At 39.6% G+C, this 22154-nt stretch carries 23 protein-coding genes and 1 tRNA gene; 12 read left to right on the forward strand and 12 right to left on the reverse strand.

Annotated features, from left to right (window positions below; translation table 11 throughout):
* Nucleotides 1-9: 9 nt before the first annotated feature.
* The 8 genes from G6R09_RS08505 to G6R09_RS08540 form a co-directional block, all read right to left on the reverse strand.
* A tRNA-Val gene (locus tag G6R09_RS08505) sits at nucleotides 10-86 on the reverse strand.
* Nucleotides 87-306: 220 nt separating this feature from the next.
* Nucleotides 307-567: a DUF5062 family protein gene (locus G6R09_RS08510; RefSeq protein WP_065166137.1), complete on the reverse strand. Its 261-nt coding sequence runs from the start codon at nucleotides 565-567 to the stop codon at nucleotides 307-309.
* A 94-nt stretch (nucleotides 568-661) separates the two neighbouring features.
* Nucleotides 662-1723, reverse strand: coding sequence for a DUF3080 domain-containing protein (locus G6R09_RS08515; protein WP_163921682.1), 1062 nt, complete (start codon nucleotides 1721-1723; stop codon nucleotides 662-664).
* Nucleotides 1724-1829: 106 nt separating this feature from the next.
* Nucleotides 1830-3200 (reverse strand): MATE family efflux transporter, encoded by a 1371-nt coding sequence (locus G6R09_RS08520; RefSeq protein ID WP_163921684.1) that lies wholly within the window; start codon nucleotides 3198-3200, stop codon nucleotides 1830-1832.
* 208 nt (nucleotides 3201-3408) lie between these two features.
* Nucleotides 3409-4563 carry a hypothetical protein gene (locus G6R09_RS08525; RefSeq protein WP_163921686.1) on the reverse strand — a complete coding sequence of 385 codons (1155 nt, stop codon included), beginning with the start codon at nucleotides 4561-4563 and terminating at the stop codon, nucleotides 3409-3411.
* Nucleotides 4560-4940 (reverse strand): GtrA family protein, encoded by a 381-nt coding sequence (locus G6R09_RS08530; RefSeq protein ID WP_082967933.1) that lies wholly within the window; start codon nucleotides 4938-4940, stop codon nucleotides 4560-4562. Before G6R09_RS08530 ends, G6R09_RS08525 begins: the two co-directional genes overlap by 4 nt.
* Nucleotides 4933-5967, reverse strand: coding sequence for a glycosyltransferase family 2 protein (locus tag G6R09_RS08535; protein ID WP_163921688.1), 1035 nt, complete (start codon nucleotides 5965-5967; stop codon nucleotides 4933-4935). Before G6R09_RS08535 ends, G6R09_RS08530 begins: the two co-directional genes overlap by 8 nt.
* A complete protein-coding gene (locus G6R09_RS08540) occupies nucleotides 5964-6614 on the reverse strand; it encodes a riboflavin synthase subunit alpha (protein ID WP_163921690.1) in 651 nt (216 codons plus the stop codon). The genes G6R09_RS08535 and G6R09_RS08540 overlap by 4 nt, the downstream gene beginning before the upstream one ends.
* A 265-nt stretch (nucleotides 6615-6879) precedes the next feature.
* Here G6R09_RS08540 and G6R09_RS08545 point away from each other — a divergent pair, with 265 nt between their 5' ends.
* Nucleotides 6880-7494 (forward strand): riboflavin synthase, encoded by a 615-nt coding sequence (locus tag G6R09_RS08545; protein ID WP_065166131.1) that lies wholly within the window; start codon nucleotides 6880-6882, stop codon nucleotides 7492-7494.
* Here the strand turns inward: G6R09_RS08545 and G6R09_RS08550 are convergent.
* Both G6R09_RS08550 and G6R09_RS08555 read right to left on the reverse strand, forming a co-directional pair.
* Nucleotides 7491-7694: a CPXCG motif-containing cysteine-rich protein gene (locus tag G6R09_RS08550; protein ID WP_065166130.1), complete on the reverse strand. Its 204-nt coding sequence runs from the start codon at nucleotides 7692-7694 to the stop codon at nucleotides 7491-7493. The two genes, G6R09_RS08545 and G6R09_RS08550, sit on opposite strands and share 4 nt — an antisense overlap.
* A 156-nt stretch (nucleotides 7695-7850) precedes the next feature.
* The gene (locus tag G6R09_RS08555; RefSeq protein WP_065166129.1) at nucleotides 7851-8717 is read right to left on the reverse strand and encodes a fructosamine kinase family protein; all 867 of its coding nucleotides are present in this window, start codon (nucleotides 8715-8717) and stop codon (nucleotides 7851-7853) included.
* Nucleotides 8718-8997: 280 nt separating this feature from the next.
* Between G6R09_RS08555 and yqfB the strand changes: the two genes are divergently transcribed.
* The 5 genes from yqfB to rplT all read left to right on the forward strand — a co-directional run bounded on the left by yqfB (nucleotide 8998) and on the right by rplT (nucleotide 12704).
* Entirely contained in the window at nucleotides 8998-9324 is a 327-nt protein-coding gene (gene yqfB, locus G6R09_RS08560) for a N(4)-acetylcytidine aminohydrolase (RefSeq protein ID WP_163921692.1), read from the forward strand.
* 197 nt (nucleotides 9325-9521) lie between these two features.
* On the forward strand, nucleotides 9522-11453 hold the full coding sequence (thrS, locus tag G6R09_RS08565) for a threonine--tRNA ligase (protein ID WP_163921693.1): 1932 nt from the start codon (nucleotides 9522-9524) through the stop codon (nucleotides 11451-11453).
* 3 nt (nucleotides 11454-11456) lie between these two features.
* Nucleotides 11457-12008 (forward strand): translation initiation factor IF-3, encoded by a 552-nt coding sequence (infC, locus tag G6R09_RS08570; RefSeq protein WP_080888971.1) that lies wholly within the window; start codon nucleotides 11457-11459, stop codon nucleotides 12006-12008.
* A gap of 102 nt (nucleotides 12009-12110) precedes the next feature.
* The gene (rpmI, locus tag G6R09_RS08575) at nucleotides 12111-12305 is read left to right on the forward strand and encodes a 50S ribosomal protein L35 (RefSeq protein WP_005367387.1); all 195 of its coding nucleotides are present in this window, start codon (nucleotides 12111-12113) and stop codon (nucleotides 12303-12305) included.
* A gap of 45 nt (nucleotides 12306-12350) precedes the next feature.
* Complete coding sequence (rplT, locus tag G6R09_RS08580) at nucleotides 12351-12704, forward strand: 50S ribosomal protein L20 (RefSeq protein ID WP_036795101.1); 354 nt, start codon at nucleotides 12351-12353, stop codon at nucleotides 12702-12704.
* Nucleotides 12705-13138: 434 nt separating this feature from the next.
* On the opposite strand, the gene G6R09_RS08585 is transcribed toward rplT, so the two are convergent.
* Nucleotides 13139-13390 carry a phenylalanyl-tRNA synthetase subunit alpha gene (locus tag G6R09_RS08585; protein ID WP_036795095.1) on the reverse strand — a complete coding sequence of 84 codons (252 nt, stop codon included), beginning with the start codon at nucleotides 13388-13390 and terminating at the stop codon, nucleotides 13139-13141.
* Nucleotides 13391-14143: 753 nt separating this feature from the next.
* On the opposite strand from G6R09_RS08585, the gene pheS reads away from it, so the two are divergent.
* From pheS to btuD, 6 genes are all read left to right on the forward strand, one after another.
* Entirely contained in the window at nucleotides 14144-15127 is a 984-nt protein-coding gene (gene pheS, locus G6R09_RS08590; protein WP_060996458.1) for a phenylalanine--tRNA ligase subunit alpha, read from the forward strand.
* A gap of 20 nt (nucleotides 15128-15147) precedes the next feature.
* Nucleotides 15148-17532, forward strand: a complete 2385-nt coding sequence (pheT, locus tag G6R09_RS08595; RefSeq protein ID WP_163921695.1) for a phenylalanine--tRNA ligase subunit beta — start codon at nucleotides 15148-15150, stop codon at nucleotides 17530-17532.
* A gap of 454 nt (nucleotides 17533-17986) precedes the next feature.
* On the forward strand, nucleotides 17987-18283 hold the full coding sequence (gene ihfA / locus G6R09_RS08600) for an integration host factor subunit alpha (RefSeq protein WP_036795089.1): 297 nt from the start codon (nucleotides 17987-17989) through the stop codon (nucleotides 18281-18283).
* A 194-nt stretch (nucleotides 18284-18477) separates the two neighbouring features.
* A complete protein-coding gene (locus G6R09_RS08605) occupies nucleotides 18478-19539 on the forward strand; it encodes a succinylglutamate desuccinylase (protein WP_065166124.1) in 1062 nt (353 codons plus the stop codon).
* 102 nt (nucleotides 19540-19641) lie between these two features.
* Nucleotides 19642-20634, forward strand: a complete 993-nt coding sequence (gene btuC, locus G6R09_RS08610) for a vitamin B12 ABC transporter permease BtuC (RefSeq protein ID WP_065176636.1) — start codon at nucleotides 19642-19644, stop codon at nucleotides 20632-20634.
* Nucleotides 20635-20646: 12 nt separating this feature from the next.
* Entirely contained in the window at nucleotides 20647-21441 is a 795-nt protein-coding gene (gene btuD / locus G6R09_RS08615) for a vitamin B12 ABC transporter ATP-binding protein BtuD (RefSeq protein ID WP_163921901.1), read from the forward strand.
* An 84-nt stretch (nucleotides 21442-21525) separates the two neighbouring features.
* Here btuD and G6R09_RS08620 read toward each other — a convergent pair whose 3' ends face one another.
* Nucleotides 21526-22149 carry a thiol:disulfide interchange protein DsbA/DsbL gene (locus tag G6R09_RS08620; RefSeq protein WP_065166123.1) on the reverse strand — a complete coding sequence of 208 codons (624 nt, stop codon included), beginning with the start codon at nucleotides 22147-22149 and terminating at the stop codon, nucleotides 21526-21528.
* Between the last annotated feature and the right edge of the window lie 5 nt (nucleotides 22150-22154).

Here is a 22154-nt window from a genome sequence, read left to right on the forward strand (position 1 = left end):
TTTTAAAATTGGTGCTCGCTACTGGACTCGAACCAGTGACACCTTGCATGTCATGCAAGTACTCTAACCAACTGAGCTAAGCGAGCAATTTAAGCTTAATTACTGTTTTAATGTAATCAGCGAATGACAAGCATAGTAGCGAGTCACCGTAATCTAGGCAAGTGTTTAAATGGAGTTTTTTAGTAAATTCAGTGCGTTTGCTTGCACAATAGCCAATTTGGTGGTGGATAAATAGCCGAATGTGAGATCGCGCATATTCTTAGCTGTAAGAGCCACCAGTAAAGGACTAGTGGCAATACAGTTGAGTTATTGAAGCAGTTCGTGGTTTTCTGGTAATAGACGGCTAATCCACAACACTAGTTTATGTTTCATGTTAACACCGTCTTCTTTATCGACAGCTAAAGGTGTGATTTGTTTGCACTCTACTAACAAGCGATAAATACATTCAACACGATCTGTTGAACCTACACCGCGATCTAAATCGTTAAATCCTTGTTTTTTTGCAAAGGCGAAACCAAGTTCTAATGCTTTTTTTAAAAGTTTTGCTTCGTTTTTATGTTTTTTCATTGTTATCTCCCTTAACCTCTACAATGTAGTCTAGTTTACCTATTCTAAAAATGAACTAATAGTAACAAAAATGATAATTGAGGTTGGTAGCAAGTTATTGATGCCCAACCTTAAATTGACAACGTTCAAATAATCGTTGCCAATAATGAACATGCTCAAGAGTGGCTTGTTGAAATTGATGCTGTAGATCACCATCAAAATAATCATCAGCGTACAAGGCCATTGCTGATGATGGTTGGATATGGTGTTTAACGAGTTTGGTGTAGAAGCGATGTAAATAAGGCTGTAACTGTTGATATTGAGATTGCAATGTACTTAGGTACGGTTGAATATCAGTGACGTAATATTTATAAAAGACGTTACGTAAATATAGCGCCTGTTGGTTATTAATATTTGGGCCGCAAAGCACTGTACTCTCGTGCTGATTCAGTTGAGTTGTAATGCTATTAAGTACAGCTGTTATATGTGCCATAGAATAAAACAGCTGCCCAATATAGTGTTTATTATGAATTTGCTGCTGATGGAAAAGCAGAAGATCAATATTGTTTGTTGTCAGTGTTGCCAATGCCTGTGACATATTCGTTGAAGTAACTGTTGTTGTTAGTGTCGCTAAATAGTCAAATGCCGCTAAATTTTCGATATAACCGCTAAATTGCTGTTGTTCTAGAACTTGATGACCTAAGGTAAATTGCTGTCGCCACTCTTGACTCGTAAATGCCATATTCCAGATTACGTGTGGTAATTGTTGTTGCTTTTGATGATAAATATCGCTTAATTGAGACTGTAAAGGGTCGCTACTATCAATAACGTTCAGGCAGTGACCGAGTTGTTTTAAAAATAGTAATTCATAACGTAGTTGACGAGTTTGATCCTGTACCTTGCCTAATATTGAATTACGCTCTGCAATTAACTGAAATAAACCACATTGACGTAATTCATACGCATTTAATAAACCAATACGAATATCTGCAACTGGTTGTTTGAGAGAGCGGGCGGCGGGAAGGGCGGCTAAATTCAACCGCGGAGTTTCCGCTGGCGTAATCTTTAATACGTTAGCAAGTCGTTGTTGGTAAGTGTCTAATAATGCTTCAGTGGTGTTTTCTTTGCAGCCAGTAAGTAGCAATACATAGCAAAGCACCAAAAATGATATTTTCATTATACTCTAGCGTTGGTTACAGTATATTAAGCATATGCAACCAAACAATTTTAGACAAAAAAAAAGCGTTCCTCAGATCACTTTTTTAATAATACAGAGCCAACAGTTAACGTAATGACATGTCAATTTGTCGTTGATGGTCAAGTTTATGTACCCAACGCATACGCATACCAAGCATGATTGCGGCTGATGTTAAGCCAATAATAAAGCCAATCCAGAAACCCTCTGGCCCCATTGGTTTTACTATCCAATCGGTCATTCCTAAAATATAGCCAATTGGTAGTCCTAATAGCCAATAAGCGATAAAAGTACAGAAGAAGATCGCGCGCATATCTTTATAGCCACGTAGTGCTCCAGCGGCAACAACTTGTACTGCATCACTACATTGGTAAATAGCAGCTAATAACAACAGTTGACCTGCAAACATAATAACTTCAGGGTTATCTGTATACAGTAACGCAATTTGCTCGCGGAAAATCACCGTTAAAATTGCCGTACAAAATGCTAGCGATGTACCGACAATCAATCCGCAATGACTGGCTATTTTAGCGCCAATAATATCTTCTTGCCCCATTTTATGGCCAACACGAATACTGACAGCTGCCGCTAAACTCATTGGTAACATATACACTAACGATGAGAAATTCATCGCAATCTGATGTGAAGCCACTTTCATTGGTCCAAGTGGTGAGATCAATAAAGCAATGACCGCAAATAAAGACACTTCAAAAAATAATGATGCAGCTACTGGAAAACCGAGTCTAAATAAGCGGCTGATCGCAGCAAACTTAGGTGGGTAGATCACGCCAAACACATTCAAACTATTAAGACGTTTATTGATTAATACGAATGCAAGCATGGCAAAAAACATAAACCAATACACGATAGCAGTTGCAATACCACAACCTACGCCACCTAATGCTGGCATACCAAATTTACCGTAAACAAAGATCCAGTTAAGTGGAATGTTAAGTAAAAGACCTAAAAAGCCAATCACCATGCCAGGAATGGTAAAAGATAACCCTTCAGAGAAACTTTTTAGGGTTTGGAAAAATAAAAATGCAGGCACAGCGAATAATACTGCGTGTAAATAACCAACAGTCTTTTCTGCCAATACGGGCTCAACATTCATGTAATGAATTAAAATCCCTGCGTTGTATAGGATCAACATCGTTGGGATGGAAATCAATACTGCGAGAATAAAAGCAGTTTGAATTTCAAAGGGGATTTTATTTTTTCTACCTGAACCACTAAGTTGAGCCACGATAGGAACAATCGCCATCAGCAAACCCACGCCAAATAAAATCGAAGGTAGCCAAATACTTGCAGCAACCGCAACGGCAGCCATATCGGTTGCACTGACGCCACCTGCCATAACGGTATCAACGAAACCCATTGATGTCTGGGCAACAGAGGCAATTAAAACGGGTATCGCAAGTTTTAGCAATTGTGTGGTTTCTTTGGTGTAGTTTTGCACTCAGCATGGCTCCAAAAATGAAGAAATAAAAGAGGGGATAAATGAATAGCGGCTAGGCACTATTTTAATGCATTCTAAAGATGGCTGGATTATATAAATAAAACCCACAAAACCAAGTAATATTTATCACTTTATACATATAAAAACAAACGGCCTCGATAACTGAGAATCGAGGCCGTTAGCTTTAGTTTACAGTAAGGGTATTGAGTTAGACGGTAAAAAAGTGATGCCCAAAGAAACCTATTGAAATAAAGGTACTTGCAGCGCTAAAAATACACAGCATTGGCGTTTTAATATTTGGGTAACGTTCGACAAGTAAAGCTAATCCAAGAAAGGTTGGATAAAGACCAAATGCGTAACGAGGCATGGCATTAAGGCTTGAAGAAAGCGGTAGTATTAAACAAATAAACATAAACAGCGCTTCGGCATAATATTTACGTATGACTAAGTAAATATTAAGTGCAAACGAAAGTAGCGCCATAATAGTGAGATATAATTTCGGGCCACCTACTTCAAAACCAACCATCAACCAATGAAATGGATTAGTCAGTTGACGTCCCCAAGCGATTTGAATATGACCAAATGCAAGTGCGTCTCCAACATGGAAATATAAGTAGGTCATAAAGCCAAAAAAGCCAATAGGGATCACCCAAATAGCCGCTAACACTTTTAATGCTGGTGTTTTAAAGCGTAAGAAACTTTGAATACCGTAGTGTTGAATCGCAATAATTAATACAGGGAAGACTAAAAAAACACCCAAGTTACGAGTTACAGCGGCAAGCATGCCTAAAATAGCGACCCAAACCCATTGTTGACGATAGCTAAATAAGAACACACCAGCCACTAATGCAATAAATAGTGGTTCGGTATAACCGGCAGAGGAATAAACCGTATAAGGTGAAAAACACAAGATCCATACCATGGTAGAACGTGTTGCAGCACTCAGTTTTAGCTGCTTGAGCACCATTAACACCATTGGAATGCTAAATAAAAATGCGAGATTAGATGCAAATGCTAATCCAAAGCGGTAGTTATTAATCGGATCTTCAAAGGTGGTTAAATGTGAGAATATCCATCCTAGGAAGGGCTGCAATGGCATAAACGCCCAATTAGCTGCATTTTTTTGACCAAGCCATTGTGGAACAAGATCATAACCATTATCGATTATGCGATAAAACCATACGCAGTCAAAACGGCAAACGGTTTGTAGTAAAGGTTGCTCTGCATAATGGCCAGTCATGAACATATTTACACCCCACAGACCAAGGGCGTAGATAACAATACGGCTAACAATGACAGCAAAGATCAGGTTTAACCAATCTTTGCGGGTAAGACGAATGTCTGTAACAGATAAGGGATTCATTTAAAGACCCAAAATTTCGATAAAATAAAAGTAATGATTGGTACACATAAGGTTGAAATAGTGACTGCTATCCATCCTTTAACATGTGCTGTTTGTAATAATGTCACCAAAATAAGGTTATTAATTAAAAACCCAAATAAAGACACTGCTAAGAATTTAAAAAATGAGCCTTTTTGGGCAAAAGTGAAATGGCGATGGCCAAAATACGACACCAAAAAAGCGACGGCAAACCCTAAAATATTAGCAATATATTCTGAAGGGTGTGCCATTTGAAAAAAATACAGGCGCACTATCGACAAGTGCACCGCTGTGGCTAATAACCCAACAATAGCAAAACGGTTAAGTTGCCAAAAATGTTTAAGCAAAGAATTACTCATAATGATGACTAGGTTTATTTAACGTTGTTTGAGTGTGATGTTGATTGTTTGACGCTGGTGGATTGTTTTTATAGTTGCCATACACATCTTCAACTAAATAGATTGGCCGGTGCTTAAGCTCGGTATAAATACGGCTGACATAGCCACCAATCACACCTAAAGATATCAGTTGAATACCGCCTAAAAAGAGCACCACAGAAATAGTAGATGCATAACCAGGGGTATGGACACCAAAACAAAGAGCACTAATAACGATGTACATTAAAAAGATGAAAGATAAAAATGAAATCCCAAAACCAACAAAGCCCCAAACGCGTAATGGCCAAGCGGTAAAACTTGTGATGCCATCCATTGCAAAATTCCACAGCTTCCAGTAATTAAATTTGGTGTCGCCAACAAGACGTTCTGGACGCTGAAAATTTACCCCAATAGCGCGTAATGATGACCACGCGAGCAAGCCTTTCATAAAACGGTTACGTTCAGGTAATTGTTTCACTGTTTCAATGACGCAGCGATTAATTAATCGAAAATCTCCTGCATTTTCTGGTAACGTGGTTTCAGCTGATAAAAAGTTAAAGAAGCGGTAAAAGCCGCCAGCTGTCAGGCGTTTAGCATAAGTATCTTGTGAGCGATCAACACGAACACCATAAATAGTGTCATAGTTACCTGTTAACCATAGTTCAACAAATTCCAAAATGACTTCAGGTGGATCTTGTAAATCAACATCCATGATGACGGCAGCATCACCTTGAACGTAATCTAAACCCGCAGTCATTGCCGCTTCTTTGCCAAAGTTACGCGCAAAGTTGACCAATGAGATACTTGGGTCTTGTTCTATCATTCTATCAATAACATGCCGAGTATTATCTTTGCTGCCGTCATTAACAAACACAATATCGATGTGTGAACGAATGCTACTGAGTTTGTCATTGATAGCCGTTAAGAAGGGCTCAATAGCGACCTCTTCATTATAAACGGGCACAATAAGCGATAAGCGGTAATCAAGCGGGTTTGGTTTATGATTCATTCGACGTTCCCAATTTTTTGATTAAAAGAGCCAGCACTATGTGGCAAAGGTAAAGTATCTACATTCGTTGGTGTTAGACTTATTGCCGTAACTTGTAGTGGTGTTGGCGTTGTTAATATGAATGATTGTAATTGTTGAGATGCAGCTAAAAATTGTTGTTTTGGCAGTTGAGCAACCAATGTATTTCCCTGTGCTTGAGGTCGTAAGGTGCCTTGATGATGATTAAAGGTAAACGTCAGTGGTTTTAGCTGTTGCTCAGCTTTTGTTAAGGTGAATGTAATCTTAACATTGGTTGCTGGCACATTCGGTAATGTAAAGTATAAACCACCTTGCTGAGACAGTTGGCGCATATTGTTACTGGTATCAAAACTCCAGCCTGCTCGAGATAAGTTCGGTACTTTATTGGTTGTTTTTAAGGTGATTGGTAATGTTAACGCAAGGTTAGGTTGTTTAGGTTGCCAATATAAGGTCTGATTTTTAATATAGTATGCTTTATAAGCAAGGCTGACATTAGGCGTTATTGCTTTATAAAGTACCCAAACATAATATCCAGATAACACCACTAACAAGCTAATAAGTAACACGCGTAAAATAGATGGCTTTTGTTGTCGTGACAATGTAACGGTTGATGAGGCATTAGCGGCCATGATGCACCTTTAACTAGATGTTATTAATTGACTAGATATAAAAATAGGAAAAGTTAGACAAAATTGGCTAACTTTTATTGTTATACAATTAATACGCTTATGGTGTTTTAAAGTGTCACCTCAATGTCAAAAAGTTATTATTGCTAACTATAGCCGACACGAGTGTGAGTTTATTGAACACTTTTTTGTGTGTTAAGATTAACAATGTTTAATAAATTGATATATTAATCATAGAGTAAATAAGTAAAATAATATAAGGATAGATATGTTTACTGGAATTATACAAGCGACGGCACAAGTTGTTAGTATTGAGAAAAAAATGCAGTTTCAAACTCATATTATTCGTTTACCTTTTGAGATGACTCAAGGATTAACCTTAGGCGCTTCAGTGGCTCACAATGGCTGTTGTTTGACGGTAACGGAAATTAACGACCAATTAGTATCGTTTGATTTAATGCAGGAAACATTGAATGTGACTAATTTAGGGCTGCTTAATGTGGGCGATTATGTCAACGTTGAACGTGCCGCTAAGTTTGGTGATGAGATTGGAGGGCATGCCATGTCAGGTCATATTATGACCACAGCGACGATCTCAGATGTAAATATAACTGAAAATAATCATCAAATATGGTTTTCAGTACCAGCACACTTGATCAAATATATATTTAAAAAAGGGTACATCGGCATTGATGGTATTAGCTTAACCATTGGTGAGGTTAAAGATAGCCATTTTAATGTCAATTTAATACCTGAAACGTTACAACGCACCAACCTTAAAAACCGTACAATAAATGATGTTATTAATATTGAAATTGATCCACAAACACAAGCTATTGTAGATACTGTTGAACGTATGATGGCAAATAAGACCCATTATTAAAATATTTGCTCATCATCAGCATCAACAAATAGATTAATAGTTTTATGGAGTTCATCGACTTCCATGGTTAAATGAATAGGATTACAACAAATAGTGCAATCATCATAAAACTCTTGACTACCAGCACTTGCATCAAGAGGGATTCTTATACTATGTCCACAATGTGGGCAACAGACGTTTTGAGTTGAATATTTGTGCATAATAGATCCTTAATATAGATATGAAAAGCATCGTTTAATAGCGCTGTATATTAATATAGATCCTAGTTGTTTGTTCTCGATTTTGCGAATGCAGGAGTGAAGTACCAGCACTATGTGGCAATAGTGCTGGCGTGATATCAAAACAAATAACCGCAATTACTCTTCTAGCAGCAACTTGGCAATAATATGCTGCGCTTGCCCCATATATTCGCCACCAAAGAGATTACAGTGGTTAAGAATATGATAAAGATTATAAAGATCTTTGCGATCTTGATAGCCCTCATCTAGAGGGTAAACAGATTGATATCCCTCATAAAAGCGGGCAGGAAAACCGCCAAATAACTCTGTCATCGCAACATCACATTCACGATCTCCCCAGTAGCTAGCAGGATCAAAAATAATCGGCCCTAATACTGTTAATGCGGTATTACCATGCCACAAGTCGCCATGAAGTAATGACGGTTTGGGTTGATGATTCATTAATCGTTGCGCAACATTAGCTGTTATCGTATCAATATCACCAAAATGTAACCCTTTTTCTTCACAAAGTTGTAATTGCCATTCAATGCGTTGCTCTGCAAAAAACTTATCCCAGCGACGACGCCACTTATTGGGTTGAGGGGTTAAACCAATATAGTTATCAAAATCAAAGCCAAATTCAATTTGCTCGCCCCATAAATGTAACTGGGCGAGTTGTTGACCGAGTTTATAGCCAGCCTCGTCATCAATAGTTTTCGTGGGAAGGTAATTGAGAATGAGGAAAGATTTGTCACGACAAGTACCAAGATGGAAATGTTGTGGCACTTGAACACAATTAGCCTCATTGAGGATACGTAAACTTTCGGCTTCAGTTTCAAAAACAGTGAGCTGATCTTTGTCATTGAGTTTGATGAAAAAGCGCTGTTCGCCATCACCAACACAATAACATTGGTTAACATCACCACCTAGAATAGCTTCACGTTCGTTGATTTTGAATTGCCGACCAAGTACTTCCGACAACTGGTGAGAAATAGCCTGCCACATAGCATCCTCCACGCATAAAATTGGACTAGATAAAACTTGTCTATCAACATCTTAGTCCAATTCATTTATATATATCTGTGAAGTCGATGCTATTTTAAGTAATTTATTAACGTGCATTTATGTAATAACATGAAACTAAAGGGAATATTTTGATGTTTGTTAAAATTGAAATTTTATTAATCTTAGATGAATATTTAGTTTCTTTGGTTATTGCTCGTTTACTTTTAAATATTTGCGGTTACTCTAAGCGAAAATTTATTTAGTCGTGAAGGACATTATAATGACTACGCCTATTATCCCTACAGAAATGACTTTTTTTACACGTTTTGAAAGCGATATATTGTCAGGAAAAAAGACAATAACAATTCGTGATGAAGCTGAAAGTCATTATGTTCCAGGTACTACTGTTGATGTCTCCACTTATGAAGACGGACGTTGGTTTTGTCGCTTAGAGATTTTAAGTGTTGAACCAATAGCGTTCAGTGATTTAAATGATTTTCATGCTCAACAAGAAAATATGACATTAACGGAATTAAAGGCCGTTATTAACGATATTTACCCTGGTATCGAGAAACTGTACGTAGTGAATTACGCCTTAGTAAAATAAGCGTATAAAAAGTTAGGGTGATCCTTTGCAATATCTTGTTACCGTTTGTATAGTGTCACTCTGTTTTTACCTTAGTATGTTGCTCTGTATTGCGGCATCAAAGTAAAAACGTTTTCATTCATAAAAGCTTCTCTAAAAGCTTTGTTAACTCAACATGTGCTACTTGGTGTGTGGCACCACTGTTTAAGGATATTTAAATGCCTGTTATTACTCTTCCTGACGGTAGTCAACGTCAATTCGACGACGCTGTATCAACAATGGACGTTGCACTTTCAATCGGTCCTGGTCTTGCGAAAGCAACCATCGCAGGGCGTGTTGATGGTGTTCGTGTTGATGCTTGTGATCTTATCGAAAATGACGCAAGCCTAGAAATCATCACAGCAAAAGATGATGTTGATGGTCTTGAAATCGTTCGCCACTCATGTGCACACTTGCTAGGCCATGCAATTAAGCAATTGTATCCTGAAGCAAAAATGGCGATCGGTCCTACGATTGACAACGGTTTTTACTACGATATCGATCTAGAGCAATCATTAACACAAGAAGATCTTGAAGTTATTGAAAAGCGCATGCTTGAACTAGCGAAGACTAAGTATCAAGTTGTGAAGAAAAACGTAAGCTGGCAAGAAGCGCGTGATGCGTTTGATGCACGTGGCGAAACGTACAAGATCGAAATCCTAGATGAAAACGTTGCTCGTGACGATCGTCCAGGTCTATACCATCATGAAGAATACATTGACATGTGTCGTGGTCCACACGTACCACACATGGGTTTCTGTCAGAACTTTAAGCTATTAAGCGTTGCTGGTGCATACTGGCGTGGTAATAGTGATAACAAGATGCTGCAACGTATTTACGGTACTGCATTCCACGATAAGAAAGCACTGAAAGCGCACCTAACGCGTTTAGAAGAAGCTGCTAAGCGTGACCACCGTAAAATTGGTAAGCAACTTGATCTGTTCCACATGCAGCAAGAAGCTCCAGGTATGGTATTCTGGCATCATAACGGTTGGACTATCTTCCGTGAGCTAGAAGTATTTGTTCGTGAAAAACTAAACGAATACGATTACCAAGAAGTAAAAGGCCCATTAATGATGGACCGTGTGCTTTGGGAACGTTCTGGTCACTGGGATAAGTACGCTGAAGCGATGTTCACAACAAGTTCTGAGAACCGTGAATACGCTATCAAGCCAATGAACTGTCCTGGTCACGTACAGATCTTTAACCAAGGCCTTAAGTCATACCGTGATTTACCATTACGTATGGCTGAGTTTGGTTCTTGTCACCGTAATGAGCCTTCTGGTTCACTTCACGGTATTATGCGTGTACGTGGTTTCACCCAAGATGATGCGCATATTTTTTGTACAGAAGCACAAGTACAACAAGAAGTTACATCTTGCATCGAAATGGTGTATGATACGTACAAGACATTTGGTTTTGATAACATTGTTGTTAAATTATCTACTCGCCCTGAAAAGCGTGTTGGTTCTGATGCAATGTGGGACAAAGCTGAAGCCGATTTAGTTACCGCGCTTGAGTCAATGGAAATTCCATTTGATATTCAAGAAGGTGAGGGTGCATTCTACGGTCCTAAGATCGAGTTTACACTTCACGATTGCCTTGATCGCGCATGGCAGTGTGGTACTGTTCAACTTGACTTCGCATTACCGGAGCGTTTAGGCGCTACATATGTAGGTGAAGACAACGAACGCCACACACCGGTTATGATTCACCGTGCAATTCTTGGTTCACTAGAGCGCTTCATCGGTATTCTTATCGAAGATTACGCAGGCTTCTTCCCAACATGGTTGGCGCCTCAGCAAGCTGTAGTGATGAATATTACTGACTCTCAAGCAGAATATGTGCAAGAAATTGTAGAAAAATTGAAAAAAAGTGGAATTAGAGTCAATGCGGACTTGAGAAATGAGAAGATTGGCTTTAAAATCCGCGAACATACTTTGAAGCGAGTGCCTTTCATGCTCGTTTGCGGTGACAAAGAAGTCGAAGCAGGCGTAGTAGCAGTTCGTACTCGCAAGGGTAAAGATTTGGGTAAATTTAAGATTGATGAATTAATTGCATTTATGCAAGAAGAAATCAGCAATCGCAAGCTCAATGTTGTGGAGGAATAAGGTATTAAAGGCGGAAAAAGAACCCAAGCACCAGTTAAGCAAAACGCGCATCGTCTGAATGAAGAAATTCGTGGCGTACGTGAAGTTCGTCTAACTGGCCTTGACGGCGAATCAGTCGGTGTTGTTTCTATTGAAGAAGCAATGAATGTTGCTCTTGATGCTGGTGTGGATCTAGTTGAAATTAGCCCTAATGCCGAGCCACCAGTCTGTCGTGTGATGGACTATGGTAAGTACTTGTTCGAAAAGAGCAAGGCTGCTAAAGAGCAAAAGAAGAATCAAAAACAAATCCAGATCAAGGAAGTTAAATTCCGACCTGGTACAGACGAAGGCGATTATCAGGTAAAACTACGCAACCTGACTCGCTTTTTAGAAGAGGGCAACAAGGGTAAAGTCACACTACGTTTCCGTGGTCGTGAAATGGCCCACCAAGGCATTGGTATTGAGCTTCTTAATCGAATTAAGGCAGAACTTGAAGAGATCGCGGTCTGTGAAAGTTTCCCTAATCGTGTAGAAGGTCGTCAAATGACCATGATGCTTGCCCCAAAGAAGAAGTAATAACGGCATTCAAGTAGCTAAAAAGCGCTGCTTTTAAGTAGCGCTTTTTGTTCGCCCTATTACTATGATTATTAACTATCAACAATGCGGAGTTATCATCTCATGCCAAAGATGAAAACAAATCGTGGCGCAGCTAAGCGCTTCAAAAAAACAGCTGGTGGCTTTAAGTTTAAGCACGCTACTAAGCGTCACATCCTGACTAAACGTACTACTAAGAACAAACGTCAGCTTCGTCCAAATGCAATCCTTCCTAAGTGTGAAGTGGCTGCAGTTGCTCGTATGCTTCCGTTCGCTTAATCGTTTTTAGTTTTATATTTTATTAATTTTAGTTAGGAGTCTCCTATGCCTCGCGTAAAACGTGGTGTACAAGCGCGTGCACGTCACAAGAAAGTTCTTAAACAAGCTAAAGGTTACTACGGTGCACGTTCACGTGTTTACCGCGTAGCTTTCCAAGCTGTTACTAAAGCTGGTCAATACGCTTACCGTGACCGTCGTCAGAAGAAACGTACTTTCCGTCAACTTTGGATTGCACGTATCAACGCTGCTGCACGTCAAAATGGTATGTCTTACAGCCGTCTAATCAACGGTCTTAAGAAAGCGTCTATCGAAATCGATCGTAAGATCCTTTCTGATATCGCTGTATTTGACAAAGCTACTTTCACTGTTCTTGTGGAAAAGGCAAAAGCTGCACTGTAATTTATCAGTCTAGTTTTAAATTGAAAGGAGAGCCTCGGCTCTCCTTTTTTCGTTTAAATTACGGGTAAAATTATTGCTAGTTGTTATTGTTCGCACCTCGCACCTCGCACCTCGCACCTCGCACCTCGCACCTCGCATAGTCGTGATAGTTTATTTGAACTTCAGCTAAGCTGCCTTCTCATTGACATCTTCAGTGTAAATTAAGCACGTAAGTTTGTTTTTTAATCACATTAAAAATAACGTTCGATTGTAAAGATATATACATTTAAATAATACAACGCTGTTTTTTATTATTTGTGTGGAAGATATAGATTTGGGATTGGGAGTATAGGAAGAGTAGGGATAATAAAAAGCCAGTCATATATCGATAGACGATAGTGACTGGCTCTAAAATAAAATCTAGTTGTTATTGTTTATTGTTTATTGTTTATTGCTTATGCGCGTGCGTAACGTTGATTACGTTTTTTGTTTGCTGTCGCTAGAGTTTTAAGTAAAAACGCTAAGAAACCAACAAATAATGCGTTGAAGCCCATAAAGAAGACAAGATTAATGAAGTTGAAACCCTCTTCTGGTGCAATCGGCATTGCTGATGCTAAGCCATAATTACCAAGCAGCAATAAAGCAGTACAAAGAATCGCAGCGATAGTTGAAATTTTTGAGAGAGCAGCAAGATCTTTAGTATTCATAATATGGTTCCTAACATTGACATTGATCATAATTTACACTGAAAAATGTAACTTTAAAACCAATTTGATAAAAAAAGATCGTATTTATCACAGCTTTTATTACAAACAAAGCGCCTCAATAATTGCTATATAGCGTTCAAAGGCGCTGGTATAAATATACCTGTTGGATAATTAGCTAATATTAACAATTAGTTGTGGGCAAGATATTGCTTCAGTTGTTGTTGTGAATGTTTTGCTCTCCAAAGTAGGCAACCAAGAAACCCTACAAACATACAATTAAAAACAACATAGAAAATGATATGGATGTAATCAATATGAGTTTGATTGGTTGTCAGGTCTTTGACTTCAATCGGCATGTTAGAAAGGAGGCCGTAGTTACCTAACAGCACCAAGCCTAAACAGAGTAAAGATGCGAAAAGACTTATTTTGATTAAAGCTGAAAAGTATTGGGTGTTCATGATGATTATTCCAAAATAAATATCGCTAAAATTTACTTTTTTGATCTCATTTAAGGAAGAGAGAAAAATGGAATATAGGTGTGCGAAATCTGTTTTATAGTCATATGTCGTATGGCAAGAGTGTACTGAAAAAGCACAAATTCAAATTTTAATGGCAAAAGACGTTTTTTTTTCGTCCAAACTTACTGTTTTATTACGATTCAATTTGGTTTTAGACGCTGCTTTCTTTAGTATGTATCGTTACGCGATTTTATATCTCCCTTAAGGACGCCACCTGTGGGTGGATGAGGATACGATGCAACATCTAGACGAGATTATTGCCAACGCAACGGCAGCTATTGGGCAGGCTGATTCATCAGTCGCTCTGGACGAAGTCCGAGTTCAATTTCTAGGCAAGAAGGGTCATTTAACTCTTCAACTACAAGCCCTAGGTAAATTACCACCAGAAGAGCGTCGCACTGCTGGTCAAGAAATCAATAAAGCGAAGCAAGTAGTACAAACATTACTTGTTGAGCGTAAAGACGGCCTACAACGTGCAGAGCTTGAAGCTAAGCTTGCAGCTGAGACTGTTGATGTTTCTTTACCGGGTCGCCGCATTGAAAATGGTGGTCTTCACCCAGTGACACGTACCATTGAACGTATTGAAAGTTTCTTTGGTGAGCTTGGTTTTACTACTGAAGCAGGTCCTGAAATTGAAGATGCTTTCCACAACTTCGATGCATTGAACATTGCCGAAGATCACCCTGCACGTACTGATCACGATACGTTCTTCTTTAATCCAGATCTAATGCTACGTACGCATACTTCTGGTGTGCAGATTCGTACCATGGAAAATGGTCAACCGCCATTCCGCTTTATTGCGCCTGGTCGTGTATACCGTAATGATTACGATCAAACTCACACACCAATGTTCCACCAAGTGGAAGGTATGTTAGTTGACGAAAACGTAAACTTTGCTCAGCTTAAAGGTATTCTTCACGATTTCCTTTGTAATTTCTTTGAAGAAGAAGTTGAAGTACGTTTCCGTCCTTCTTTCTTCCCATTTACTGAGCCTTCTGCTGAAGTTGACGTAAAAGGTAAGAATGGTAAGTGGTTAGAAGTACTAGGCTGCGGCATGGTACACCCTAATGTTCTACGTTCAGTTAACATCGATCCTGAGAAGTACTCAGGCTTTGCATTTGGTATGGGCGTTGAGCGTCTAACCATGCTTCGTTACGGCGTTAACGATTTACGTGCGTTCTTTGAGAACGACTTACGTTTCCTAAAACAGTTCAAGTAAGCACTAGGGGCTAGAAATCTATGAAATTCTCTGAATCTTGGCTACGCGAGTGGGTTAATCCTGCAGTAAACAGCGAAGAACTAGCTCACCAGATCACAATGGCTGGTCTGGAAGTTGATGGTATTGAAGCAGTAGCTGGTGAATTTATTGGCGTTAAAGTGGGTCAAGTGGTTGAGTGTGCTCAACACCCAGACGCTGATAAGCTACGCGTAACAAAAGTAGATGTTGGTGCTGAAGAGCTACTAGACATCGTTTGTGGCGCTTCTAACTGTCGTCAAGGTATCAAGGTTGCTGTTGCAACGGTTGGTGCTGTTTTGCCTGGTGATTTTAAAATCAAGAAGGCAAAACTACGTGGTCAACCTTCTCACGGTATGCTTTGTTCTTTCACTGAACTTGGTATTGATGTTGAGTCTGATGGCATCATGGAACTTGCAGAAGATGCAGTATTAGGTACTGATTTCCGTGAATTCCTAGGTCTTGACGATGTAACTATCGATGTTGACCTAACAGCTAACCGTGCTGACTGTCTAAGCATTGCTGGTCTTGCGCGTGAAGTTGGCGTATTAAACCGCGCTGAAGTAATCGAACCTCAATTTGATATTGTTGCGCCAACTGCGGCTGATACGATTACTATTGATGTTAAAGCACCTGCTGCATGTCCACGTTACCTTGGCCGTATCGTTCGTAATGTTAATGCGCAAGCTGAAACACCTTTATGGATGCAAGAAAAACTTCGTCGCTGTGGTACACGCTCAATTGATCCAATCGTAGATATCACTAACTACGTATTGCTTGAAATGGGTCAGCCAATGCATGCATTCGATCTTGCTAAGATTGACGGTGGCATCGTTGTGCGTATGGCAGAGCAGGGCGAAAAGCTGACGCTTCTTGATGGCAACGAAGCTGAACTAAACGATAACACGTTAGTTATTGCAGATAACAAGCAAGCACTAGCGATTGCTGGTATCTTCGGTGGTGAGTTCTCTGGCGTTAACGCTGAGACTAAAGACGTACTACTTGAGTGTGCATTCTTTGCACCAGATGCAATCCGTGGTCGTGCTCGTAGCTATGGTCTACACACTGATTCTTCACACCGTTTCGAACGTGGTGTTGACGCTACACTACAAATGAAAGCGATGGAGCGTGCTACTGCACTTATCGTTGAAATCTGTGGTGGTGAAGTTGCACCTATCGTTGAAGCTGAATCAGAAGCCGATTTGCCTAAAGCGGCAACAATTGAACTACGTCGTTCTAAGCTAGATCGTTTATTAGGTCATGCAATTGCTTCTGATGAAGTGGTTGAAATTCTAACTCGTCTTGGCTGTGATGTTGAAACTACAGATGCTGGCTGGAAAGCAACAGCACCTGCATGGCGTTTTGACATGGCAATTGAAGAAGATTTAGTGGAAGAAGTCGGTCGTATTTTCGGCTACAACAACATTCCTAACCAATCGCCTGTTGCTGCACTTAGCATGAACTTACACAAAGAAGCGAATTTACCGCTGAAACGTGTACGTGATTTGCTCGTTGGTCGTGGTTTCCAAGAAGCGATTACTTACAGCTTCGTTGAGCCTGAGCAACAAAAACTGATCGTGCCTGAAATTGAGCCATTGATTCTGCCATTCCCAATTTCTGCGGATATGTCAGCAATGCGTTTGAGCCTATGGACTGGCCTACTAAATACAGTAGTGTTCAACCAAAAGCGTCAGCAACCACGTGTACGTTTATTTGAAGCCGGTCTACGTTTTGTGCCTGAGCAATCAGCAGAAAACGGCATGCGTCAAGAAATGATGCTTGCAGGTGTGATTGCGGGTAACCGTAGTGATGAGCATTGGGATATTGAAACTAACACTGTTGATTTCTTTGATCTTAAAGGTGACTTAGAAGCCGTTCTTGAGCTAACTGCAAAAGATGCTTATAGCTTTAAAGCTGCTAAACACCCAGCGCTTCACCCAGGCCAATCAGCAGCAATCGTTGTTGATGGCAAAGAAATAGGTTTCATCGGTACAGTGCACCCTGAGCTAGAGCGTAAGTTCGGCTTAAACGGTCGTACTATCGTATTTGAAATCGAGTGGGCAGCAATCAATACTCGTATGCTTCCTGAAGCTGTCGCTATTTCTAAATTCCCTGCAAACCGTCGTGATATTGCGGTTGTAGTGAATGACGATATTGCAGCGGGTGATGTTGTGGCTGCTTGTCGTGAAAACGGCGGCGAGCTATTAAAAGCAGTTAATCTATTTGATGTTTACACTGGTAAAGGTGTAGATGACGGTCAGAAGAGTCTTGCGATTGCGCTAACGTTGCAATCAACTGAGCGTACATTAGAAGAAGCTGATATTGCAGCAGCAGTAGAAAGTATTGTTAATGCATTGGCTGAAAAATTTGATGCATCACTTCGTGATTAAAAAAGCATCATAATTAAATTTAAGTCTTTGTTTTAGGAAAGCAGCCTCTTGAGGCTGCTTTTTTTTGATCTAGATCTAAAAAATAATAACAGCTTGATAAATAGTTATATTTTCTAATTTAAAGTGTTCGCGTAGAGTTTTTAACTGTATATCTTTGATTTTTTAGTGATTTAATGCTGTTTGTTATACTGGCAACCTCAACTAGATGCACTGTTATAGTAAAATTCCGCAACTAAAATGGTGTAATTTGACATGAAGTTAACGTAAAAAAGTTGGCGAAAATCAGCGAGTTGGCTTAGACTGAGTCTAGTTGATAGTGAGAGGGATAATATAGTCCCGTAGTTTTTGCAGTTTAGAATTACATCTCTAATTGACATATACCTTATTCACAGTGGCATACTTTTTATGTAGGTATGTACACTATCCATTCAACATAGTCTTGAGGGAGTTATCTATGGCGCTCACAAAAGCCGATTTGGCTGAGAACCTGTTTGAAAATGTTGGATTAAGCAAACGGGACGCCAAGGATACGGTGGAAGTCTTCTTTGAAGAAGTTAGGAAGGCTCTAGAAAATGGTGAGCAAGTTAAGTTATCTGGTTTTGGTAACTTTGATTTGCGTGACAAAAATGAGAGACCAGGAAGAAACCCTAAAACGGGTGAAGATATTCCTATCTCCGCACGCCGTGTCGTTACATTCCGTCCCGGTCAGAAGCTTAAGGCTCGTGTCGAAAGTTTAGAAGTTAATAAATAAATCTTTCGCTAGTTTGCTGATCTGAACTGAAACCCAAGTAAATGTATTTTTACTTGGGTTTTTTATTACCCTGTCGTTGTGACGAAACTGACAACAGGGCTATATTAATCATAGTAATGTTGTTATTTCTTATGTCGAGGATGATATAAGCATAGATAGAGGGAGTATGTTGAAATGAACAAGGAGGTTGTATTATGACGTTAATTGAGCAGATAAAACGCGGACAGTTTCTTAAAGCAACCTGCGACTTTTCCCAACCTTTTGTTGCAGGGGAATGGGTATTAGATTCAGGGTTACATTGTCAACTTTTGTACCGCGGTGTGCTACAAATAACGCCACGAGAATTGGCCGCTGATGCCAAAGATATTGTGTTGTCTAGCGGCATTCATGGTGATGAAACAGCGCCAGTTGAACTTGTTCAGCAAATAGCATCAAGCGTGGTGTTAGGGCAGATTCAGCCCGTTCACCGTTTACTGTTGATTATTGCCCATCCTGAAGCGATTAATCATCAGCAACGCTTTATGGCTGAAAATATGAATCGGCTGTTTCAAGTGAGAAATTTTGAGAAAAATAATGAGTGTCGCATTGCGAATGCATTACAGTTAGCCATTAACAGCTTTTATGGTACCTCTATTGCCATAAAGCCTGAGAGATGGCACCTTGACCTACATTGTGCTATTCGTCCGTCACAACACGATACCTTCGCAATTAGCCCCTATACAGATAAACAAACCCGCAGTAATAAATTATTTAGTTTCATCCACCATGCTAAATTGGATGCCGTTTTACTTTCAAATACACCGTCACCGACATTTGCATGGTATAGCGCAGAATATCACGGCGCACAGGCGTTAACTGTTGAACTTGGGCGTGTGGGTAAATTAGGGCAAAACGATTTTTCTGTTTTGGCGCCATTTCAACATGCAATGCTGCAATTGATCACTGATGTTGCTTTACCGATCATTTGGACCAGTGAAGTAGAGGTATATCAAGTTAGTCGAACGATAGTGAAGCGACATCCTGAGTTCTTATTTACCTTTGATGATGATGTTGCTAACTTTACTTTTTTTGCAGAAGGTAATGAGTTTGCCGTTGATGGTGATAAAAAATATGTCGCAGATACACATGGAGAAGCCGTTGTTTTTCCTAATCGCCATGTTGTTGTTGGTCAACGAGCAGCATTGATGGTTAAAAAAGCGAGCTTAATTTTTGATGAACAAGTCAGAGTTTATGCTAAATCTAACCCATCATATTGATAAGTACCTTTAAAGCATGAGGTTTTAACTGTGTTTGGTTGCATTATAAAAATGGCACTGTATGGTGTTTGACCTTACTTTTTTGAGCATAATAACGTCTTGATATTGTTAAATGAATTATTACATCAACAGCAACAACGATGGCGTGCTTGGTTAATTGTTTGTTCTATTTTGTTGATCGCGATTTGTCTGTTTGCTATTGCCGTCGGTGAAGTGTGGATTTTACCGTGGGCACCAATTGGTGAACTGCAACAACAATTATTACTGCAATTGCGAATCCCACGCGTATTAGCAGCAATGATTGTTGGGGCTGCACTAGCAAGTTCTGGTGCAGTGTTACAGGTTTTACTCGGTAATCCATTAGCGGAACCTGGTGTACTTGGCATTTCTGGTGGCGCAAGCCTGGCTGTTGTGTTGCTATTATTTGTTGTTCCTATTACGCCAACGCCATTGATGACGATGGTGGCTGCGATGGCTGGCGCATTATTATTTACCCTGATTTTAGTTGGATTTTCTCGCCGCCAAAAAGTATCTATGGCGCGTTTATTATTAATTGGTGTTGCACTTGGTATTCTATCGGGGGCGGTGGTGACATGGGCATTTTATTTCAGTGATGATTTAAGTATGCGTCAGCTGATGTATTGGTTGATGGGCAGTGTTGGTGGCGTAAGTTGGCCGCAATTATCGTTACTATTCTTCGTTGTGCCAGTATTAGTTGTACTGTGTCTGCAAGGTAAATCATTGGATGTAATGATGCTTGGAGATGTGGCTGCGCGTCAATTAGGGGTGGATGTTCGACGTATTCGATGGTTATTGATTCTAATGATATCGTTGTTAGTCGGGTGCTCAGTCGCCCTTGCTGGCGTGATTGGATTCGTTGGTTTGGTTGTACCGCATTTGTTAAGATTGCATTTAGGCACAGAGAATAAATATTTACTGCCGCTCTCGGCAATTTGTGGCGCAATATTATTGGTATTAGCTGATACCTTATCGCGTGTATTATTGCGTGATGCTGATTTACCGATTGGTGTGGTGACAACATCACTTGGGGCACCCGTGTTTATTTGGATGTTAATGCGTTCGCAGTTGGATTAAAGCATGATCACAATGTTTGATAACCATGATCTTTCAACGCCAGAGTTAATATTAAAGGCTCGAAATATTGCTTTTACCCCTCGATTATTGCCGATGTCACTCACTCTTTATGCCGGGCAGATCACCCATGTTATTGGCCCTAACGGTAGCGGTAAAAGTACTATATTATCGATTTTATCAGGGCTATTTGATTATGACGGCAGCATTGAATTACTCAATGATGATTTAACCGATTATGATCTACCGTCTTTGGCACATGTGCGAAGCTATTTATCGCAACAAGATAAACCCAATTTTTCTATTCCAGTTTTTCAATATTTATCACTTGCAGTGTCAGCTTTACAGTATGTAGATAATCAACAGTTACAAATTGCACTTGATGAAATTTGTCAGCGGTTAGATATTCAAGATAAGTTAACACGTAATATTCAACAACTTTCTGGTGGCGAATGGCAGCGAGTACGCCTTGCTGCTGCATGTTTACAGGTTTGGCCAAGTATTAATCCTCAAGCAAAATTGTTATTACTTGATGAACCAGCAGCAGCATTGGATATTGGGCAAGAAGCTACGATGTATCAATTGGTACGCAATATTGCTCAACAGGGTATTGCGGTGGTGATGGTTAATCATGATTTAAATCGCACTTTACGTGAAGCTGATAGAGTAGTGCTACTTGATCATGGTCGTTGTGTCGATTGTGGAAGTGTTGAGCAAGTAATGGATGTAGAACAATTACAAGCGGTGTTTAAAACTAGTATTCATCGTATAGATCATAATGGTATACCGTGCTTAGTCTTTGTTGATTAACTTGCAGCATCGATATTACGGTACAAAATGTAGAGATAAAAAAATACCTGCATAAAGAGCAGGTATTTATAATCAACTAGTTAATTATTGTTTGTTTTTTAAGTAAACAATCGTATTTGCTAGATCTTGTAAACTTTTATGTGCGCTGGTATTAACTAAGTATTTGCCGTTAACCAAAAATGCAGGTACTGATTCTAGTGCTGCATTACGCACGATCTCTTCAGATTGTTGGAACATTTTAAAGACTTCTTTTTGTTGAGCTTCTGTTAGCTCATAAGGGCTCTTTAACTTGTTATCGTGGAAGATCTTATCAATAGCAGCTTTACGTTGTTCTACACTCATATCTTTTGGTGAGTCTTGAACAAAGGCAAATAGTTGCTCAACCAATGTATGGCTTGGTTTATTGTCTGTTTGTACCATCGCGGCATAGAAAATAAAGGCTGCTTTTTGTGCACTTTCATTAAAAATAACGTGAACTTGTTTGATATCGCCCTTCGTTAGTTTTTTGATTTCAGGCAAAATGCTTTCCATCTTACGGCAATGACCACAAGAAAGAGAAAATATTTCAGTCACGCCTTTCATTGCCGGCATTGGTGTTGGGATCACTGAATATTGGTCACCTTCTTGAGGTGTCTTTGAATCAGAACATCCAGATAGCGCAACGACAGTAAAGAGTAGAACAAAAAAAGCTTGATAAATACGTTTCATATTTC

It is taken from the genome of Photobacterium sp. Alg240-V54, from assembly GCF_900537155.1.
Taxonomy (GTDB): Bacteria; Pseudomonadota; Gammaproteobacteria; order Enterobacterales; family Vibrionaceae; genus Photobacterium.

Coding starts and splice junctions, on each gene's coding strand:
- G6R09_RS08510 (WP_065166137.1), bottom strand. CDS start 567: ATGAAAAAACATAAAAACGAAGCAAAACTTTTAAAAAAAGCATTAGAA.
- G6R09_RS08515 (WP_163921682.1), bottom strand. CDS start 1,723: ATGAAAATATCATTTTTGGTGCTTTGCTATGTATTGCTACTTACTGGC.
- G6R09_RS08525 (WP_163921686.1), bottom strand. CDS start 4,563: ATGAATCCCTTATCTGTTACAGACATTCGTCTTACCCGCAAAGATTGG.
- G6R09_RS08530 (WP_082967933.1), bottom strand. CDS start 4,940: ATGAGTAATTCTTTGCTTAAACATTTTTGGCAACTTAACCGTTTTGCT.
- G6R09_RS08535 (WP_163921688.1), bottom strand. CDS start 5,967: ATGAATCATAAACCAAACCCGCTTGATTACCGCTTATCGCTTATTGTG.
- G6R09_RS08540 (WP_163921690.1), bottom strand. CDS start 6,614: ATGGCCGCTAATGCCTCATCAACCGTTACATTGTCACGACAACAAAAG.
- G6R09_RS08545 (WP_065166131.1), top strand. CDS start 6,880: ATGTTTACTGGAATTATACAAGCGACGGCACAAGTTGTTAGTATTGAG.
- G6R09_RS08550 (WP_065166130.1), bottom strand. CDS start 7,694: ATGCACAAATATTCAACTCAAAACGTCTGTTGCCCACATTGTGGACAT.
- G6R09_RS08555 (WP_065166129.1), bottom strand. CDS start 8,717: ATGTGGCAGGCTATTTCTCACCAGTTGTCGGAAGTACTTGGTCGGCAA.
- yqfB (WP_163921692.1), top strand. CDS start 8,998: ATGACTACGCCTATTATCCCTACAGAAATGACTTTTTTTACACGTTTT.
- thrS (WP_163921693.1), top strand. CDS start 9,522: ATGCCTGTTATTACTCTTCCTGACGGTAGTCAACGTCAATTCGACGAC.
- rpmI (WP_005367387.1), top strand. CDS start 12,111: ATGCCAAAGATGAAAACAAATCGTGGCGCAGCTAAGCGCTTCAAAAAA.
- rplT (WP_036795101.1), top strand. CDS start 12,351: ATGCCTCGCGTAAAACGTGGTGTACAAGCGCGTGCACGTCACAAGAAA.
- G6R09_RS08585 (WP_036795095.1), bottom strand. CDS start 13,390: ATGAATACTAAAGATCTTGCTGCTCTCTCAAAAATTTCAACTATCGCT.
- pheS (WP_060996458.1), top strand. CDS start 14,144: ATGCAACATCTAGACGAGATTATTGCCAACGCAACGGCAGCTATTGGG.
- pheT (WP_163921695.1), top strand. CDS start 15,148: ATGAAATTCTCTGAATCTTGGCTACGCGAGTGGGTTAATCCTGCAGTA.
- ihfA (WP_036795089.1), top strand. CDS start 17,987: ATGGCGCTCACAAAAGCCGATTTGGCTGAGAACCTGTTTGAAAATGTT.
- G6R09_RS08605 (WP_065166124.1), top strand. CDS start 18,478: ATGACGTTAATTGAGCAGATAAAACGCGGACAGTTTCTTAAAGCAACC.
- btuD (WP_163921901.1), top strand. CDS start 20,647: ATGTTTGATAACCATGATCTTTCAACGCCAGAGTTAATATTAAAGGCT.
- G6R09_RS08620 (WP_065166123.1), bottom strand. CDS start 22,149: ATGAAACGTATTTATCAAGCTTTTTTTGTTCTACTCTTTACTGTCGTT.